Raw genomic sequence first — 17,715 nt, 5'->3', positions numbered from 1 at the left:
GCCCGCGAAGACGGTGTGCCAGTCGACATGGATGTTGAATGACACCGGCCCCTTCGCGGGCAAGCCTTGCTCCTGCAGGTGCAGGGCATGATCAGCTTATAAACGAATTTATTGATGGGTTATAGCAGTTATTTGCGCTTTTTCATCGATATGACTCTGTTTAACCTTCACTCCATCGCCTTACAGCATTCTCAGATGGAGCCTACATCCCATGTCACGCGTTCTGATCATCGAAAGCAGCGCACGTCAGCAAGACTCGGTTTCCCGTCAGTTGACCCAGACGTTCGTCAGCCAGTGGAAAGCCGCTCACCCGAACGACCAGATCACCGTGCGTGACCTCGCCGTCAACCCGGTGCCGCACCTGGACATCAATCTGCTGGGCGGCTGGATGAAACCCGCCGAACAGCGCAGCGACATTGAACAGGTCTCCCTGGAACGCTCCAACGAGTTGACCGACGAACTGTTGGCCGCTGACGTACTGGTCATGGCCGCGCCGATGTACAACTTCGCCATCCCCAGCACTCTCAAAGCCTGGCTCGACCATGTGCTGCGTGCCGGCGTGACTTTCAAGTACACCGAGACCGGCCCGCAAGGTTTGCTCAGCGGCAAGCGCGCCTACGTGCTGACCGCTCGCGGCGGGATCTACGCCGGTAGCACCGCCGATCACCAGGAACCGTACCTGCGTCAGGTGATGGGTTTCATCGGGATTCACGACGTGACCTTCATTCACGCCGAAGGCATGAACCTGGGCGGTGACTTCCAGGAGAAAGGCCTGAACCAGGCCAACGCCAAGCTTTCCCAGGTGGCCTGAGGCTTTAATCGCCAGATAATCCCTTGATGTTCAAGTGGCCTGGCGCAACCCCTTCAAGGCTTTACGCGCATCGAACCTCCCTTTGCACTTGTTGCTCCTGAGTGCTGTCGCCCGATTGAACGCTTTAGCGAGATCGGGCTTTTTTTTGCCTGGGATTTTTGGGGTTGAACACGAACCTGGAGCGAAGCTTGCTCGCGAAGACGGTGTCAGATCCAACATAGATAGCGGCTGACACAGCGTCTTCGCGAGCAAGCTTCGCTCCTACAGGAATCGATGTGTTCTCGTGATCGCCTGCAAAACCCGCTATCGTCGCCGCCATTCGAAACGAGGCGAGCATGGGCTATCTACTTTTTGTCACGCTGATCCAGGCGTTTTCCTTCAGTCTGATCGGCGAATACCTGGCCGGTCATGTCGACAGTTACTTCGCGGTGCTGGTGCGGGTTTTGTTGGCCGGGCTGGTATTTATCCCGTTGACGCGCTGGCGTTCGGTCGAGCCGGCGTTCATGCGCGGCATGCTGTTGATCGGCGCGTTGCAGTTCGGCGTGACCTACGTCTGCCTGTACCTGAGCTTCCGGGTGCTGACCGTGCCGGAAGTGTTGCTGTTCACCATCCTCACGCCGCTGCACGTGACCCTGATCGAAGATGCCTTGAATCGGCGCTTCAATCCGTGGGCGCTGGTGGCCGCACTGGTGGCGGTGCTCGGTGCGGCGGTGATTCGTTACGACCGGATCAACCCGGATTTCTTCATGGGCTTCCTGCTGCTGCAACTGGCCAACTTCACCTACGCCGCCGGGCAAGTGCTTTATAAACATCTGGTGGCGCGCCATCCGAGCGATCTGCCGCATTACCGACGCTTCGGCTACTTTTACCTGGGCGCGCTGGCGGTGGCATTACCGGCATTCCTGATGTTCGGCAAACAGAATTTCCTGCCGGAGGCGCCGCTGCAATGGGGTGTGCTGGTGTTCCTCGGCCTGGTCTCGACCGCGTTGGGGTTGTACTGGTGGAACAAGGGCGCCTGTATGGTGAACGGTGGAACATTGGCGGTGATGAACAACCTGCATGTGCCGGTGGGGTTGCTGATCAATCTGTTGATCTGGAATCAGCATGAAGAGCTGGGGCGGTTGTTCTTTGGTGGATCGGTGATTTTGATGGCGGTGTGGATCAGTCGGTTGGGTGTACGCAGGCCAGCTATCGCATGATCATTCCCACGCGGAGCGTGGGAGCGATCAGTTCGGTGGGCTACATGATGTGTTTTTCGGGCTCGGGTATATGGCCCGCGCCTAAAACCGCCGGAAGTAACCCGCTCCGCAAGTCCCCACCACTCGGCTGCTGATACAGGCTCAATCCGAACTCCGGCAGCACCGCCAGCAGGTAATCGAAAATATCCCCCTGAATCCGCTCGTAATCCGCCCACGCCGTAGTGCGGGTGAAACAGTAGATTTCCAGCGGAATACCCTGCGCGGTGGTTTGCATCTGGCGGACCATGCAGGTCATGCTCGGCTGGACCTCCGGATGACTCTTCAGATAGGCCAGCGCATAGGCGCGGAACGTCCCGATGTTGGTCATCCGCCGACGGTTGGCCGACATCGCTGCGACATTGCCCTGCGCCTCGTTCCAGGCCTTGAGCTCCGCCTGTTTGCGGCCGATGTAGTCGGTGAGCAGATGCACCTGGCTCAGTTTCAACTCTTCGTCATCACGGATGAATCGCACGCCGCTGGCATCGATGAACAGGCTGCGCTTGATCCGTCGTCCGCCGGACTGCTGCATGCCGCGCCAGTTCTTGAACGACTCGGACATCAGGCGCCAGGTCGGTATCGAAACGATGGTCTTGTCGAAGTTCTGCACTTTCACCGTGTGCAGCGTGATATCCACCACGTCACCGTCGGCACCGACTTGCGGCATCTCGATCCAGTCGCCGACCCGCAGCATGTCGTTGCTGGTCAGTTGCACGCTGGCGACGAACGACAGCAGCGTGTCCTTGTAGACCAACAGAATCACTGCCGACATGGCGCCCAGGCCGGACAGCAGCAACAGGGGCGAACGGTCGATCAGCGTGGCGACGATGATGATCGCGCCAAACACGTACAGGACCATTTTCGTCAGTTGCACGTAGCCTTTGATCGACCGGGTACGGGCATGTTCGGTGCGCGCGTAGATGTCCAGCAGGGCACTGAGCAGGGCGCTGACCGACAGCATCAGGAACAGAATGGTGAACGCCAGCGCGACGTTACCGAGGAATATCAGGCTGGTCTTGCTCAGCCCCGGCACCAGGTGCAGGCCGAACTGGATCACCAGCGACGGCGTCATCTGTGCCAGGCGATGAAAGACCTTGTTATGCCGAAAGTCGTTGACCCAGTGCAAGGCCGGTTGCCGGCCAAGCATTTTGGTCGCATGAATAATGAGGTAGCGCGCCACTCGTCCGAGGACCAGCGCCACCACCAGCAGCAGGATCAGTGCCAGGCTGGAATGCAGGAGCGGGTGCTGATCGAGGGCACCCCAGAGGTCTTGGGCGTTGAGCCAGAGCTGTTTGATATCCATGGGTAAAACCGGTTCTTCTGTAGGACGCGACGGGGCGATTAGAGCATCTAAGACGCTTTGCATGACGTTTTGAGACAAATCAGGCAACAAAAAAGCCACTGTTTACCGCCGTTTGCATAAAGAAACTCGGCCTCGGCGCTCGAAACCGTTACCCTATGCAGCTGTTTTTTTGTATTTCTTCGAGGTAGCACCCGTGTTTTCCCAATTCGCCCTGCACGAACGCCTGCTCAAAGCCGTGGCCGAGCTTAAATTTGTCGAGCCAACGCCTGTGCAAGCAGCGGCTATTCCGCTGGCGCTCCAAGGGCGTGACCTGCGGGTGACAGCGCAAACCGGTAGCGGCAAGACCGCTGCATTCGTTTTGCCGATCCTCAACCGTCTGATCGGCCCGGCCAAAGTCCGCGTCAGCATCAAGACCCTGATCCTGTTGCCGACCCGCGAGCTGGCCCAGCAGACCATCAAGGAAGTCGAGCGCTTCGCGCAGTTCACGTTCATCAAGTCCGGTTTGATCACCGGTGGTGAAGACTTCAAGGTCCAGGCCGCCATGCTGCGCAAAGTGCCGGACATCCTGATCGGTACGCCGGGCCGGATGATCGAGCAACTGAACGCCGGCAACCTCGACTTGAAAGAAGTTGAAGTGCTGGTCCTCGACGAAGCCGACCGCATGCTCGACATGGGCTTTGCCGAAGACGTGCAGCGTCTGGTGGAAGAATGCACCAACCGTCAGCAGACCATGCTGTTCTCCGCCACCACCGGCGGTTCGGGCTTGCGCGAGATGGTCGCCAAGGTCCTGAACAACCCGGAACACTTGCAGCTGAACAACGTCAGCGATCTGAACGCGACCACCCGTCAGCAGATCATCACCGCTGACCACAACCAGCACAAAGAACAGATCGTCAACTGGCTGCTGGCCAACGAGACCTATCAGAAGGCTATCGTGTTCACCAACACCCGGGCCATGGCTGACCGCATCTACGGCCGCCTGGTGGCGCAGGAATACAAAGCGTTCGTGCTGCACGGTGACAAAGACCAGAAAGACCGCAAGCTGGCCATCGACCGCCTGAAGCAGGGCGGTGTGAAAATCCTCGTCGCCACCGACGTCGCCGCTCGCGGCCTCGACGTGGAAGGCCTGGACCTGGTGATCAACTTCGACATGCCGCGCAGCGGCGACGAATACGTTCACCGTATCGGTCGTACCGGCCGCGCCGGCAACGATGGCCTGGCCATCTCGCTGATCTGCCACGGCGACTGGAACCTGATGTCGAGCGTCGAGCGCTACCTCAAGCAGAGCTTCGAGCGCCGCACCATCAAGGAAGTCAAAGGCACCTACGGCGGACCGAAAAAGGTCAAGGCCTCGGGCAAAGCCGTTGGCGTGAAGAAGAAAAAGGTCGACGCCAAGGGCGACAAGAAGAAAACCGGCGCCAAGGCCCCGACCAAGCGCAAGATCGCCAACCGCCCGAAGACCGACGCCCTGTCGCTGGTCAGCAAGGACGGCATGGCGCCGCTCAAGCGCCGCAAGCCGGAAGCACCGGCTGCTGAATAAGGCGTTGTCAGGTCAGTTAGGGTAGGTATGGCGAACACAAAACCTTGTGGCGAGGGAGCTTGCTCCCGCTGAGGCGCGAAGCGGCCCTGAAAAGAAGGGACTGCTGCGCAGTCCAGCGGGAGCAAGCTCCCTCGCCACAGGATCCGTGTTGCTTCTGACTGACTGGTTTTAGCCGTAGCGATCCAATAAAAACCCGGACAAGTGTCCGGGTTTTTTTATCTCCAGCGTTTGTCAGCTCCCCAACAGCCCACTGGTGTCCGCATCAAAGCGTTGTTTGGCTTGATCAGCCTTCGGTTTGAGTAGCGTGAGCAGCTCGGCCTCGCCGTACAACCGTGTGACCGCCAGTTCCTTTGGCGTCGGCTCAATCGGGATCAGCACGTCTTCAGTGTCGGCATGCAGCCAGATCGCCACCAAGTGCAGCGCCGAAACAAACAGCACCCGCAGCTCAACGGTTTTACCCTGCAGTTGCGGCGACTGTTCCGCCAGTTTCAACGCCCCGACCGTCGCAGCGGCGATGGCCCCGTGGTTCAGCGAGGCGAACTCGACATGGCCGCGGACGTCGGCCAATTGAGCATCGGCAATCGTCACGCCATTGGAAAACACCAAGTAATGCCAATCGCCGACTTTGGCGTCTTTCAGGCCTTTGCCTTGGCTCACGTCCTCCAGGCTGAGCGAGTAACCACGGTAGGCCTCGCTCAGGCTGATGTTGCCGGGCGTGGCGTTGGCAAACTGGCGATTGACGCCGAAGCCTTGGGTTTGCAGGGCGGCTTGCAGCGCCGGACGCAATGTCTGTACGCCGTTGGAAGGCGCCTTTGGATAAGTCAGTTGCATGATGTCGCCCTCCTAGTTTTTAACGGTGAAGTAAGTGTTGGTCCAGTTGCCGCCGCCGTTGTAAGAACCGGGGAAGGAGTTCAACGCTCGGGTCGAGTAGCCGTAGATCGAGTCTGCGACCAGCACGTAGTTGCCGTTGGTGCCATAGATCGTCAGGAAGTGCGCACCGCCACCGAACCAGGCACAGCGCAAACCGATCGGTCGGCCCATGTTGATCTGATTCTGGATGGCCGACATCTGCAGCGAACCCTGATTCATGCCGTTGAAACTGCGGGTGATTCTCAGGGCTGTATCCAGATAGCCATACACGTTACACGGCCCCGGTTGATTACAGCAGTTGCGGTCCAGCGCAGTGGTGGCCACGCCGCATTGGGTCCAGGACCCGGTGCCGTAATAGTTGCCGACCGAGGCGGAAACCGCCGCCCAGCACCAGTTGGTCTGGGTTTGCTTCTGCATTGTGAAGTTGAGGCTGGCAGCAGCCAGTGCGCTGAGGGGGGCAGCCGATTCGACATCGGACAGTTGCGGGTTGAGCAGATGACCGGTCAGGCACCTTGGCAGGGTTTCGCCGGTGAATGACGTGGCTTCAGTGGTTAACATTTTCAATCCTCCATGAGTGAAAACTAGCGTCCAGCTAGTGGGTATGTAGCGGTGTGGCTGAGCGATCGGCGTATGCGGTTTGCCATGTTGGATGGCCGGCTCCGATCCGGGCTCGGGGTAACCTTAGGCAGATATATGCGTCTGTGCAAATAATTAAATGCACTAGTGCAAATTCCGGATCGAAAGGACGGCGCCTTTGGCAGCGCCGGAAGAAGCGTCATTTTTGCGTAGGAGTGACCGAAGGCTGCAATCCCTGGTTTCAGCTCTCGGCCTTTTTGTCCGCCGTCTTCAGCTCTTTCAGCCGCTGATCAATCAGCTGGCATTTGTCGGGAAGATCCGCGCTGGCGGTGCCCAAATCCATCTTCTGCAGCTCGGCGTTAATTTCTTTGGCCTTGGCCGGGTTCTGCTCGGTGAGTTTGGTCACTTCCTTGGCCAGTTGTTCGCGCTTGGCTGTGGCTTCTTCGGGAGTGCAGGCCCAGGCAGGGAGGGCGCAGGCGAGAGTGGTGACGAGGGTGAGTTTCAGCAGGGTTTTCATTGTGAGCCTCGGTTCCGTTTCGGGCGGTTAAACGGTTGAGGCTGTTGGACTATGAAAGTTCACTCATCATCCTTTAGTCGGGTAGACGTTACCGTTCGTCGATTTTTTATTTCCTCTGGATCCAAGAATTGACGTCAGAATGATGGCACTCTAGTATCGCGCCACTATTGTGCTATCAGTCTCCATTTCGAGGGATCGAACATGTACCCACCCGCCCTCGTGGCGAGGTTGTGCCTGGCTTTGCTGTGCCTTTCTCCGTTGAATCTTGCTCATGCCGCCCCGACTCCCGGGGAAACCGACCTCATCCGTGAACGCCAGGACCGCCTGCTCGAAGAGCAGCGTCGGCGTCTCGAAGAGCTCAAGGAATTACCCGGCAAAGAAGTCAAACCCGCCGCCCCGACGGCGCCCGCCGATACCCGTTGCTTTCCGATCAAGGACATAGAGCTCAAAGGCGCCGACAGTCTTTCGGACAGCGATAAAAATCGCCTGCTCAAGCCTTACATCGGCCAATGCCTGGGCGTCACGCAGCTCAACGAACTGCTGAAAGTCATCACCGACCACTACATCGAGAAAGGCCTGGTCACCAGCCGCGCCTACTTGCCGCAGCAGGATTTGTCCGGCGGGCATCTGAAGGTGTTGGTGGTCGAAGGCAGGCTCGAAGGGTTGAAAGGTGCCGACGGCAGTAAGCTGTCGGACCGCGAACTGGGCATGGCTTTTCCCGGCAAGTCCGGCGAGCTGGTCAATCTGCGAGAAATCGAGCAACTGGTCGATCAGCTCAACCGTTTGCCATCGAATCAGGCGCAGATGGAATTGGCGCCGGGCAAGAACGTCGGCGGCAGCGAAGTGCTGGTCAAGAACACTCCACAGAAGCCGTGGCGTGCCGGTTTGTCGCGCAGCAACGACGGCCAGCGCAGCACTGGTGAGCAGCAGTGGGGCACCACGTTTGATTGGGACAGTCCGCTGGGCCTGGCCGATCAGTTGAATCTGCGCGGCGGTCACGATGCGATGACCGATCACCAGCACACCTCCAACAACGCGCTGCTCAATTACAACGATAAATGCCACGATGCAGCCATTCAAGGCAGGTCAGGTTATTTCCAACGCCGGCCGGGCGGTTACAAAGCATCCGGAGTATTTTGGCTTTGAGGATACGGCAGCACTGCGCAAGGTTTACAAGAGTGATGCTCAATTGAATGAACTTGCAGAAAATTCGATTAGAGATGTTCTACGAGGCGGGGTCAAAATCACTGGTGTAAGTGGGAGGTATCCAGCTGGTTGGGTGACCTACACATTGCCAAACGGCAGGGCGGCGAGTTGGGGAATGGATGGAAAATTTATCGGCTTCCGTGGAGTCAAGAACTGATGAAACAGCTAGAATTTGAGAAAGTAGGGGATATAAATAGTTTTTTTCCTTACTTGTGTGTTTATTTTAAAGGCGAAAGAGAGCCTTTTATGGATATTGGGATTTCTGAGAAAGAAGTCATTGAATTTACCTTTTACCCTAACAAAAAAAATGTGGTGCTAAGCATTTCTCTATGGCATGAGTTATCTGCCCGCGCCCAAGTTTTTCTAATGGCTGAATTAAAAAATAAAGAGTTCGAATAGAGATACAGCAGATAAATGGGGGCAGACCACGTGTTTCTTGAAAGTGGGGTAGTGCTCCTTCAACTTAAACGTGGTCTGTCCCCGAGAAACCATGTGCAGTTTCAGCGCTCTGATACCGGCTCTGCCAGACCTGACTCAATTGTTGTAAAGTACACAATTGACGGTGAAGCGAAAACCAAGCGCTTTCTAAACCAGAAGGGCGGATAATGTAATGAAAGAACAGTTAGGTATTTTAAATTCCTTGGCCGCTCTCATTTATGACGAGGCGCCGAAAGCCTGTGAAGAAATTGTTTATAAAGCTGAGCTGGATTTAGATGAGGGTTGGGTTGAGTCCAGTTTTTCATATTGTAAAGATGGAGTCCGGCATTCGGATTTTTTGTCCGATTCGTGTGAGGTGGAGGTTTCGGCGTTAGTTTCGAAGTTGAACGAGCTTATGTGTAAGCATACGGGCGGTAGATGGCGTTGCTTTGTTATGAAGTTTGACCGCAATTTTGAGGTGTCTACCGATTTTGAGTATTGAACAGGGATAAACGGGGGCAGACCACGTTTTCTGTGTCGCACTTTGGCGATCTGGAGTAAAGGGGAGTGTGAGGGGGTGGATTTATTTGTTTGGCTATGCGATGGCCAGAAAATAAATCTATAGCGTTTTTTCACAGCGGGTTTTTGGCGACGACTTCTGGGGAAGTAAAATCGTAATAGATGTCGCACTTGTCACCAAATACTTAATGTTTTTTCTCCTAAGAAAAGGGGACAGGTTTATTTTTCTGGCACCCGATGAGCAGGCCAGAAAATAAATCTTTCCCCTTTTTTTGTCCCCTTTTTTTTAAGCATCTACTTAAATAGGTCAGTTATGTGCGATAAGCAAGTATACGATTTGACTGCGCAGGATATTGAGAAGCATGGGGTTTGGTATTTTCCTATGGATGAAACTGTCAAGGATGAACTAACGGTGCGTCCTGTGCACTCCAAAGAAGCGATTGATGCCGGTTTTCAAATAATCGTCAGAGCGTGGTTTAAAACTAAAGAGCGTGCGAGCTATGCGGGTTATATTTACTGGAGCTACAGTTCTTCTGTTGAAAATTTGAAGCCAGTGGTGTTTGTTGGGGGCGCCGGATGTATTAGCTTCTGGAGTGGAATGGTCGAGCCGAACTGGTCTGATTACTCTCCGGAATTGCAAGTTGTTCGTTCGGTTCTTCCTGTTTCGTTCTCTTCTGAAGTTCTTTTTGATCTGGGCTGTCTCTCTGGAGTCCTAGAGGGGTTGTATAGCTTTAAAGAAGGGCGAGTTACTGCTTTTGCATAAGTGAAGACTTAGGGTGTAGGAAAAAGGGGACGCCCATTAGCCGGTCTCGTAAGTAAAGGGGACAGTAAAGGGGACAGATTTATTTTTCTGGCACCCGATGAGCAGGCCAGAAAATAAATCTGTCCCCTTTTTTTGAGTAATAAAGCGGTGATGTTTTTCTCAACCTATGAAGTGCTTCCTGATGGGTCCAGACGTTTTATTACTACCATTCCGAAAGGCATGACTAAACAATGAGTAATCTGAATAGCTATCCTGACGCCAGTGAGTTGTTTGAGTTTTTTTGTACGGAACCATCGTTTTTTGACGGAGAGAAAGGACATTTCGCCTATGAAATCTCTGTGGGTTCAGAGGGCGTGTTGATTTTTTCTTTTTCCGTCGTTGAGGGATGGGTTCAGACCGTTTTAAAGTTTAAAGATAATGTGGTGACAAAGTTTCTTTCCGAAGGGATTAGTGAAGTATGGATTTCGACGGGTACTGATAATGCTCTTTGTGCGCAAGGAGGTTTTAACGGTTCAACGGTGGCGTTGCGTTTAAGGGTCTATCCAGATCTTTGTATTGATTGGTCCATTCTTGAGGATTAAGGGCTAGAAGAGAAAAGGAGGCGGGATAAACAGGGGTAGTCCACGTTTTTCTTGAAGAAAGAGCAGTGCTCCTTTCGATTTAAATGTGGTCTGTCCCCGTTTTTCTCCGATTTTCTATCTGTACTTGGCGGTTCGCGATTTGCTGCCGAAATTGAAGCTTTGATTGGGCGACGAGCTCGGCGGGGATGCCCGGGCAGACCGAAAAAAAATTCTATTTCTTAGAAAAGGGGACAGATTTATTTTTCTGGCACCCGATGAGCAGGCCAGAAAATAAATCTGTCCCCTTTTTTTGTTGGCACGCTGCGCATCAATCAGAACTATCAGGCGCTTGCTGATGTAGGCACCCCCGCGCTGTACGTAATGAGCGGTAGCTTGGGGCTGGGTATACGCTTGGTTGCTGCCGAAAGCGGAGCGCTTCAGATCGTGTACGGTGGGGTGCAAGCCTACAATGGTGACACGTGGGCTGCGGCCGGCAACATAGTGATGGGCGCTCTGAACATTGCGGGTTCAGGGGTGAATGGGGTTTTGAAGGGGGGTGGGGTTGGTAGTGGTGCAAAAGGCGGAAGCGCGGTAGCGGATGATTTCTTTGCAGGTACGAAATACACAGATAAAGTGTTAGGTCAGATCAAGACTGGCGATCTTCATGGATTCCCGGAAAGTGTCACAACTTTCCAAGGGGCCGGACAGGTGACGAAGATCACAGGGGGAGATGGTGTGGTAAGAGACATGCTGAAAATTCCAGGTGAGTATCGTGGGAAACAAGGCATTTTCGAGTTCATAAAGGAGTCGGACGGGTCAATCAATCATCGACTGTTCAAACCGACCTCGGCGGAGTGATCTATGAGTATTATATGGTCGGAGCAAATTGATCCTATTCTAAGTAGAGGTATATATCTAGACCATTTGGGGGTGCGGAACTGGGCCCTAGGTCGTGATGACGCTTTACATGCTATTTATGAACTCGAGGCTTTCGGAGTTGCTATTCTTGGAGGGGATGTATATCAATTGGTTGGCGAGAAAGCTGAGCAGACGTACGATAGTTGGTACTGCGACCAAGGCCCCGATGAGTCTGATTCTGTTTTTTCTAAGCGCAGTTCAGATAAGGCAAAGAGTTATATTCTTAGCTACTTAATGCCGGAGGGGCTCTTTGCGATAGTGCCTAAAATTTGATGGTGCAAAAGGCGCAGGCACTGCGCTGGAAACAACCAATCCCATTGCTGTGAGTGGCAGTCGGGCAATCGACAAGGCGCAGAGTTACGAAAGTGGTGTGCGTGGGATGTATGGGGATACTCCATTTGCTGAACGTCAATACACGGCGCTTGTCGATGGGCAACGTGTCAACGGTGTCGCTGATAAGTGGCAGTGATCGGCGGGAAACCCACAGCTATTGAAGCCAAATTTGTCGATGACTGGGCTAGTTCTATTCGGAACCCAGAAAGCCCGGCTGGCTCGAAGCCATGGTCAGTAGCTGAACAGACGAAAATGGTAGATCAGGCGAAGAAATACTCCTCTGGTTTCGATGGCGGTGCTATTTATCATACGAACAGCCCAGAACTAGCTAGTTACTATTCGAAGGTGTTTACCGATGCGGGCGTCACAAACTTTAAGTTTGTAATTACCCCGGCAACAAAGTGAGGTGTGAAATGAGTAGTGATCGGGAGACGTTAGAAAAAATTCTGGGTGGAAAAATCGAGCAGTCGAACTCTCGAAATGTACCTGGTGTTACGGTTGTGGATGGGCAGCAAGTTGTTTATTTTTCGGACGATGGGAAAAACAAATTCCGAAAACAATTTAATAACATTACGTGCTTTTCTGAGCCTCCGAATGCTGTTCGTGGAGGGGTAAATGATCGCGGGTGCAAAGTCACCCCGCCCTCGGGGCCTCTTTTTTATGCGATTTCCTATCATGGTGATCTTGACTGTTGGAGAAAAGATATTGAGGCAGGGGCAATTGGCCTTGGTCTGTTACTCGCCCAAATCAAAGGTGATCAATTGGTTATTTCCGATGGCCGCTCGATCCCTCTGTCAGATTGCAAAATAGAGTTTTCTTGATCATTACTAATCCTCAACACCGGCCTTGCGCCGGTGTTGTTTTATCTGCGTTAGCCTTTCTTCTTAACTGCTCGCTTGGTTGTTACTGCTGGTTCCCATAATCCGCGATGCCTGATACTTTAGAAAAGGGGACAGATCTATTTGTCTACCTTGTCCCGTCCTGAAATAGGTTTACACCCGTTTCAGGACTAGACAGCTGTGTGACCGGAAAATAAATCTGTCCCCTTTAGTCCAGTACAATAATTCAAGTCTTCAACCAAAGGATTTTCAATTGAGTATAGGAGGAAAGACGCTCCAAGCTGACCCTTATCTCAGTGTTGGTGCGCCTGTTTATTCTGGCACTACGACATCAGATGTAATGAGCTATTTTAGACAGTTGACAGGAACTGAATATATGCCAGTCGTAAAGTCGATTCCCGGGAAAGGGGATGTTTATGCTGCAACGATTACTTCTGGAGCTAACGCAGGTAGCAAAATTACGTTGAGGAATTTCTCGAACTCAACTCAACAGTCAGGCGCAACTTGGACCATAGACGTAATAAATCCGTCTATTAATGCTGGAAAACGAATCGAGATTAAATTTAAATGAATATAGATTTTTTGTACTCAGCTATTCTAAGTAGCTCCTTCGGCCTATCAATTGGATCGATTTGGCAGCACTTAAGTGTGGAAATTTCGCACTTGAAAATAAGTGATGAAGAAAGAGCGGAAATTTTTTTCGAATTACTGAGGCGTCTAATGCTCGAAGGGCATTTAAAGCTGGCGTCAGATGGAAATTATCTCTCTGGTAGTATTGATGAGCAAATTAGTATCATTGCACTCGCGTGGCCTGTTCACCCTGAGGAAGATGAACTTGATGGTTTTGGATTTTGGTTTTTAACTACCGTTCCGGTTGGAGTAGTATGGTTCACCTCCGCTGGCCAGGAGATATGGACATAATTTATCTAGGTTAGTTGGTGCAAAAGCTACAGGTGAGGCTGTAGACAATGCAGCGCATAATGCCGCCAGCTATGCTGGATTGAAGCTAGATCTCAAGACAACGGAGGCAGCAAATAGCATTGTCGACAGTCTGCGAACGACGGGGCAGCTTCCGAGTAATTACGTTACTAAGGCACAGGCTGCTCAACAAGGATGGCAGCCCGGAAAAGCACTGAACAACAGTGTTCCAAGTGGGCAGTTGGGTGGTGACGTTTTTGCTAACAGTACGAACATTCTCCCGTCATCTGCAGGTAGGACATGGTTTGAGGCGGATGTTGGGCTTACTAGTACTATGTCCCGTAGTAATCAGCCAGGAACAAGGTTGTTATATTCCAGTGATGGCCTACTATACATAACGACTGATCACTATAAGACTGTGGCACCTATTGGGAGTTGGAAGTGAGGTGGCGTTCGTGGATGTTGTAATTTGTGGTGAAAAAATAATGAGTGAAATGGACTTTCATCAGCAATTGGCGACAGCACTAGGTGTGCAGGAGTTTTATGGTTTCAATCGAGACGCATTATGGGACTTGCTCAGTGCAGGCGTGGAGAGACCCGTGGTCTTGGTGTGGAGGAGTGCTCAAGTATCTAAGATGAATTTGGGTACTTCTTTTGTGGAAATCGTAGAAGTCTTGGAACGGGTCAAGCAGCAGGATGAAGGTTTCGGGTGGAGGGATAAATTTACGTACGAACTTGATTAGTTTGTGCAAAAGATCTCACAACGAGTCTTTCAGAAGTCTGGGGTCTTAAGCCAGCTCAGCGGGGTGTAGACATTGTACCGTAAGAGGACGGAATTATTTGTTCGGCTATCGATGAAGAAGTCAGAAAATAAATCTGTCCTGAATGGCACTTACTTAGCAGCTAACCAGTTGAGCTAAAAGCAAAAAATGAAATAGAAAAGAGGACAGATCTATTTGTCTATTTGTCTATTTGTCTATTTTGTCCCTTCCTGAAATAGGTTTACACCCGTTTCAGGACTAGACAGCTGTGTGACCGGAAAATAAATCTGTCCCCTTTAGTCGTAATGGCGTGCTCGAGACCGCCAACACCGACCTGAACTTGGCCGTTGGCAGCTTTCTGAATGCCGGTGGTCAACTCAATCACGTCGGTCTTGGTCGGTTTGATATCTCCACCGCCAACGTCATTGGTGCTGGGGGCAGCATCATCACCGGCGGCACGCTGGATCTGAATGCCGATAGCTGGACCAACTCCAGCGTCATCCAGGCCGGGTGCTTGAACGTTAATGTCGGTAATTTCAGTCAGACCGCCAGCGGTCAGCTGCTGGCTTCTGACTACTTGCAAGCGCGTGGCGGTAACTGGACCAACGATGGCCTGATCGCCAGCGATGGTGTCGTGGATATGCAGTTGGGCGGCAGTTACAGCGGCAACGGGCGGATGTCGAGTCTGGGTGGTCTTTCTCTGACAGCAGCGCAACTGAACATTGGTGCCGCTGGCAGTATCGCCAGTGGTACCTACTCGACGGTCAAAGTTGGTGGACAACTCGGCAATTCGGGCCGTATCACTTCCAACGGTGAAATGTTGGTTCGCGCCGGCAGAGTGAGAAAAGGGGACGGATTTATTTTTTCTGGCACCCGATGAGCAGACCAGAAAATAAATCTGTCCCCTTTTGTCCCCAGATTAGATACCCAAGTCCATTAGGTAACTGAGAAGGGTTGTATGGCATTTTATATAGAGATGGATAAGGTCGCAGAAACTGAAGAGTATGTTGTGTGCACGTTCGGCCGGAATTTGGAAGTTGGGTTGATACAGCTAGAGAAAAATGGTGAAGCTATTCGCGTGTTGAGAGAATGTCCTCTGGATGTTAATGGGGTATGGTCGAAAAGAGCGGGTATGAAGTTGGCCCGCCTTTGGAAAAATGGAAGCTTCCCTGATAAAACGCAATGGACTTCCTGAGGATTTGGAAACAAAAAATGGACGTTCTTTTCAGTTTGTCGAGTTGGATAGCTTGGCCCTGCGCCTTATCTGGCATTGGCGGGAGGCAGAAAAAACTGAAGGAATAAGTGACGAATCACTAAACGCTGAGCTGTTAGCGATGTTGAAGTAGGCAGGCTATTTGTAGCGGTAAGGCGGAGCGATTTACTTGTTCGGGCATGCAATAAAATGGGTGGATTGGGTTGTTGCTCAATATTAGAAAATGATGAATATGCTCCGTCAGGGGATTTTTTGGATGAAGAGTGATAAGCACCAAAATGGACGCATATTGGAATCTTGTATGCTCACACTCGATATTTAATGGAAATAAAAGGACATTCTACGTGAACAAAACCGCATTGCTGCTGACCCTGATTTCCACATTGTCAGGCTGCCATTCCAACGTCAGAGACTCGTCCCCCAGTCTGTTGAAGGACGGAATCCAGTTGCACCAAAACACGGTAGCTGTCGATGCGCAGCACGCCAAGGTCATCATGAAAGCGTCGGGCAACACATTTCCAGTCGAGTTTTCGGTCCGCCGTGCAGCCGACACTGACCAGAGAATGGAAGTGCTAGGGACCGTGGTGGATTCCGGCCAGGGCAAGGTGTTCGGCTGGATCGCCAAACTTAACGAAGTAGCCAATAGCGCCACGGTTAAACGCTTCCCGCAGTTGGAAGTACAGGCTGATGCCGACAAGCCTTTTGAGGTGTCGGGATATTCGAATGGCAGGGGCGCCGGCGGCAATTATAGTTGCGGCCCGCTGAAGAACACTTTTACGCCAGAGCGAAGTAAGGTCTATTTGGTGGAGTTCCAGTTTGTCGGGCAGGGCTGTGAACAGCATGTTTACGATGTGACCCTGCCTCAGCAGCGTGTTCCCGTGATGAGTGCACCGGCTGTGTGAAAAGGATATCTATTGCTCGCTACATAAAACGGGCGACCCAAAAGGTTTTCATTCAGCCCGCAACCGCCGACCAGCTCTCGCGCACTCGTTAGACCTCCGACGAGAGCATGTTCAAGTACCTGATGAACAACGCGGTCGCCAGCAAACAGGAACTCAACCTGTCGCTCCGCGTCAGCCTGACCTCCGAACAAGTCGCGGCCCTGACCCACGCCTCAGTCCGGGTTAAGACGGGTTAACCGGTTGAGGGCCGAAGTACGGCAAAAGTTCAGCGGCGCAGTGGTGGATCGACCGGGATTTCGTGGATGCTTAGCCTTCCTCCCCTTTTTCCTGTGCCCAAGGATCGAACATGCTTCCAAAAGTAGTGTTGATGGTACTTTTCCTGTCGCTATCAGCTTGCGGACCTTCTCGTTCAGCATGGATCGACAGCGCCAACAGCCTGGTCGGGCAGCCGATGCCCGATCTCGAAAACAAACCTTGCGATGCTCGCTGTCAGCTCATGCTGTGGTCCCCAAACAATCACGAACACCGCTATGAACGAGTGGTCGAGGGCGATGGCAATCGTTACTACTTCAACTGGCTATTCGATTGCAGTTACTCGGTGTACACCACGGCCGATGGTGTGATCCGGTCGTGGCGGTTCGAGACATCGCGGCCTGAAAGTTGTTATGTGTTTTAACGCGCATTATTCCCGTGGCAGCAGCTGGATGACGTCTTGTCTTCGTATTTGTCGTGATGCTGCACCCATTCCATGATTTCCTCTTCGTTGCGGCCCTTGGGCGTCAGGTCAAGGTAGTTGTAGGCACCCACCAACATGTCGAGACCACGGGCATAAGTGGAGTAGGTGTGAAAGATTTCGCCCGCTTCATTGCGATAAAACACGCTAAGGCCAGGGAGTTCTTCCTCGGCACCGTCGGATTTTTCGTAGTTGTAGGTGGCTCTGCCGGCAGCGACATCTTCGGCCTGGGCAGAGACGCCGAAGTCGTAGTTGAAATCGCAACCTTCTGACGACACCCAATCAAATTTCCAGCCCATGCGTCGTTTGAAGGCTTGGAACTCGGCGAACGGTGCGTGGGAAACTGCGACCACGGCGACATCGTGATGAGCCAAATGCTGGTTGGCGCCGTCGATGTGGTCGGACAGGAACGAGCAGCCGGGGCAGCCTTCGTCCCATCCAGCGGCGAACATGAAGTGGTAGATGACCAGTTGGCTGCGGCCACCGAACAGGTCCGCGAGTTTCAGTTCGCCTTGTGGGCCCTGGAAGTGGTAATCCTTGTCGATTTTCACCCAGGGCAGGGCGCGGCGTTCGGCGCTGAGCTTGTCCCGTTCTTTGGTGAAGGCTTTTTCGTGGGCCAGGTGTTGTTTGCGGGCGGCGAGCCATTCTTCGCGGGACACGACGGGATGATTCTGAACGTTCATCAGGTTTTCTCCTTCGCAAGGCTGGGAGGTGACTTACACAGCCTAGTCGTTTGACCTGCGTCCAATTCGACATGCCGTCGGTCGGCAGCCGCAAAAAA

Annotated in this window: 23 protein-coding genes and 2 pseudogenes; 20 read left to right on the top strand and 5 right to left on the bottom strand. The window is 52.8% G+C overall.

Annotated elements, in window-relative coordinates; translation table 11 throughout:
• The first annotated feature begins 211 nt into the window (after window positions 1-211).
• On the top strand, window positions 212-811 hold the full coding sequence (locus AB4N91_RS19095; protein WP_154913964.1) for an FMN-dependent NADH-azoreductase: 600 nt from the start codon (window positions 212-214) through the stop codon (window positions 809-811).
• A 335-nt stretch (window positions 812-1,146) separates the two neighbouring features.
• Window positions 1,147-2,010, top strand: a complete 864-nt coding sequence (locus AB4N91_RS19090; RefSeq protein WP_010462042.1) for a carboxylate/amino acid/amine transporter — start codon at window positions 1,147-1,149, stop codon at window positions 2,008-2,010.
• 40 nt (window positions 2,011-2,050) lie between these two features.
• Here AB4N91_RS19090 and AB4N91_RS19085 read toward each other — a convergent pair whose 3' ends face one another.
• On the bottom strand, window positions 2,051-3,349 hold the full coding sequence (locus AB4N91_RS19085) for a mechanosensitive ion channel family protein (protein ID WP_102594235.1): 1,299 nt from the start codon (window positions 3,347-3,349) through the stop codon (window positions 2,051-2,053).
• Window positions 3,350-3,542: 193 nt separating this feature from the next.
• On the opposite strand from AB4N91_RS19085, the gene AB4N91_RS19080 reads away from it, so the two are divergent.
• Complete coding sequence (locus AB4N91_RS19080) at window positions 3,543-4,889, top strand: DEAD/DEAH box helicase (protein WP_008153197.1); 1,347 nt, start codon at window positions 3,543-3,545, stop codon at window positions 4,887-4,889.
• 231 nt (window positions 4,890-5,120) lie between these two features.
• Here the strand turns inward: AB4N91_RS19080 and AB4N91_RS19075 are convergent, their stop codons facing one another.
• The 3 genes from AB4N91_RS19075 to AB4N91_RS19065 all read right to left on the bottom strand — a co-directional run bounded on the left by AB4N91_RS19075 (window position 5,121) and on the right by AB4N91_RS19065 (window position 6,852).
• Window positions 5,121-5,720 carry a hypothetical protein gene (locus AB4N91_RS19075; RefSeq protein ID WP_145308088.1) on the bottom strand — a complete coding sequence of 200 codons (600 nt, stop codon included), beginning with the start codon at window positions 5,718-5,720 and terminating at the stop codon, window positions 5,121-5,123.
• Between the two features lie 12 nt (window positions 5,721-5,732).
• Window positions 5,733-6,317, bottom strand: a complete 585-nt coding sequence (locus tag AB4N91_RS19070; protein ID WP_010462038.1) for a papain-like cysteine protease family protein — start codon at window positions 6,315-6,317, stop codon at window positions 5,733-5,735.
• A 259-nt stretch (window positions 6,318-6,576) separates the two neighbouring features.
• A complete protein-coding gene (locus AB4N91_RS19065) occupies window positions 6,577-6,852 on the bottom strand; it encodes a hypothetical protein (RefSeq protein ID WP_010462036.1) in 276 nt (91 codons plus the stop codon).
• A gap of 201 nt (window positions 6,853-7,053) precedes the next feature.
• Between AB4N91_RS19065 and AB4N91_RS19060 the strand changes: the two are divergent.
• The 17 genes and pseudogenes from AB4N91_RS19060 to AB4N91_RS18980 all read left to right on the top strand — a co-directional run.
• Window positions 7,054-7,905 (top strand): annotated as a pseudogene (locus tag AB4N91_RS19060) (ShlB/FhaC/HecB family hemolysin secretion/activation protein); the annotation flags it as partial.
• A 309-nt stretch (window positions 7,906-8,214) separates the two neighbouring features.
• A complete protein-coding gene (locus AB4N91_RS19055; protein ID WP_102594236.1) occupies window positions 8,215-8,457 on the top strand; it encodes a hypothetical protein in 243 nt (80 codons plus the stop codon).
• 211 nt (window positions 8,458-8,668) lie between these two features.
• Window positions 8,669-8,977, top strand: a complete 309-nt coding sequence (locus AB4N91_RS19050) for a hypothetical protein (protein ID WP_102594237.1) — start codon at window positions 8,669-8,671, stop codon at window positions 8,975-8,977.
• 354 nt (window positions 8,978-9,331) lie between these two features.
• Window positions 9,332-9,757 (top strand): hypothetical protein, encoded by a 426-nt coding sequence (locus AB4N91_RS19045; protein WP_146020190.1) that lies wholly within the window; start codon window positions 9,332-9,334, stop codon window positions 9,755-9,757.
• Between the two features lie 230 nt (window positions 9,758-9,987).
• Window positions 9,988-10,338, top strand: a complete 351-nt coding sequence (locus AB4N91_RS19040) for a hypothetical protein (RefSeq protein WP_102594238.1) — start codon at window positions 9,988-9,990, stop codon at window positions 10,336-10,338.
• A gap of 390 nt (window positions 10,339-10,728) precedes the next feature.
• Entirely contained in the window at window positions 10,729-11,175 is a 447-nt protein-coding gene (locus tag AB4N91_RS19035) for a hypothetical protein (protein WP_222935827.1), read from the top strand.
• Between the two features lie 3 nt (window positions 11,176-11,178).
• Window positions 11,179-11,508, top strand: a complete 330-nt coding sequence (gene imm40, locus AB4N91_RS19030; protein ID WP_154913960.1) for an Imm40 family immunity protein — start codon at window positions 11,179-11,181, stop codon at window positions 11,506-11,508.
• 186 nt (window positions 11,509-11,694) lie between these two features.
• The gene (locus AB4N91_RS19025; RefSeq protein WP_154913958.1) at window positions 11,695-11,973 is read left to right on the top strand and encodes a hypothetical protein; all 279 of its coding nucleotides are present in this window, start codon (window positions 11,695-11,697) and stop codon (window positions 11,971-11,973) included.
• 8 nt (window positions 11,974-11,981) lie between these two features.
• On the top strand, window positions 11,982-12,389 hold the full coding sequence (locus AB4N91_RS19020; protein WP_154913956.1) for a hypothetical protein: 408 nt from the start codon (window positions 11,982-11,984) through the stop codon (window positions 12,387-12,389).
• Between the two features lie 585 nt (window positions 12,390-12,974).
• Entirely contained in the window at window positions 12,975-13,328 is a 354-nt protein-coding gene (locus AB4N91_RS19015) for a DUF596 domain-containing protein (protein ID WP_102594239.1), read from the top strand.
• A gap of 79 nt (window positions 13,329-13,407) precedes the next feature.
• The gene (locus tag AB4N91_RS19010; protein ID WP_102594240.1) at window positions 13,408-13,770 is read left to right on the top strand and encodes a ribonuclease domain-containing protein; all 363 of its coding nucleotides are present in this window, start codon (window positions 13,408-13,410) and stop codon (window positions 13,768-13,770) included.
• A gap of 10 nt (window positions 13,771-13,780) precedes the next feature.
• Window positions 13,781-14,068 (top strand): barstar family protein, encoded by a 288-nt coding sequence (locus AB4N91_RS19005; protein WP_102594259.1) that lies wholly within the window; start codon window positions 13,781-13,783, stop codon window positions 14,066-14,068.
• Between the two features lie 316 nt (window positions 14,069-14,384).
• A pseudogene (locus AB4N91_RS19000) lies at window positions 14,385-14,957 on the top strand (hypothetical protein); the annotation flags it as partial.
• An 87-nt stretch (window positions 14,958-15,044) separates the two neighbouring features.
• Window positions 15,045-15,281, top strand: a complete 237-nt coding sequence (locus AB4N91_RS18995; RefSeq protein WP_102594242.1) for a hypothetical protein — start codon at window positions 15,045-15,047, stop codon at window positions 15,279-15,281.
• A gap of 362 nt (window positions 15,282-15,643) precedes the next feature.
• Window positions 15,644-16,201 carry a hypothetical protein gene (locus AB4N91_RS18990; protein WP_154913954.1) on the top strand — a complete coding sequence of 186 codons (558 nt, stop codon included), beginning with the start codon at window positions 15,644-15,646 and terminating at the stop codon, window positions 16,199-16,201.
• 107 nt (window positions 16,202-16,308) lie between these two features.
• Complete coding sequence (locus AB4N91_RS18985; protein ID WP_256577996.1) at window positions 16,309-16,437, top strand: hypothetical protein; 129 nt, start codon at window positions 16,309-16,311, stop codon at window positions 16,435-16,437.
• A gap of 110 nt (window positions 16,438-16,547) precedes the next feature.
• Window positions 16,548-16,877, top strand: coding sequence for a hypothetical protein (locus tag AB4N91_RS18980; RefSeq protein ID WP_077749142.1), 330 nt, complete (start codon window positions 16,548-16,550; stop codon window positions 16,875-16,877).
• Here AB4N91_RS18980 and AB4N91_RS18975 read toward each other — a convergent pair.
• Window positions 16,874-17,617 carry a DUF899 domain-containing protein gene (locus AB4N91_RS18975; RefSeq protein WP_154913952.1) on the bottom strand — a complete coding sequence of 248 codons (744 nt, stop codon included), beginning with the start codon at window positions 17,615-17,617 and terminating at the stop codon, window positions 16,874-16,876. The genes AB4N91_RS18980 and AB4N91_RS18975 overlap by 4 nt on opposite strands.
• Window positions 17,618-17,715: the final 98 nt, after the last annotated feature.

The organism is Pseudomonas sp. H3_D04 (genome assembly GCF_054669175.1).
This window is presented reverse-complemented; position numbering and strand designations above follow the sequence as displayed.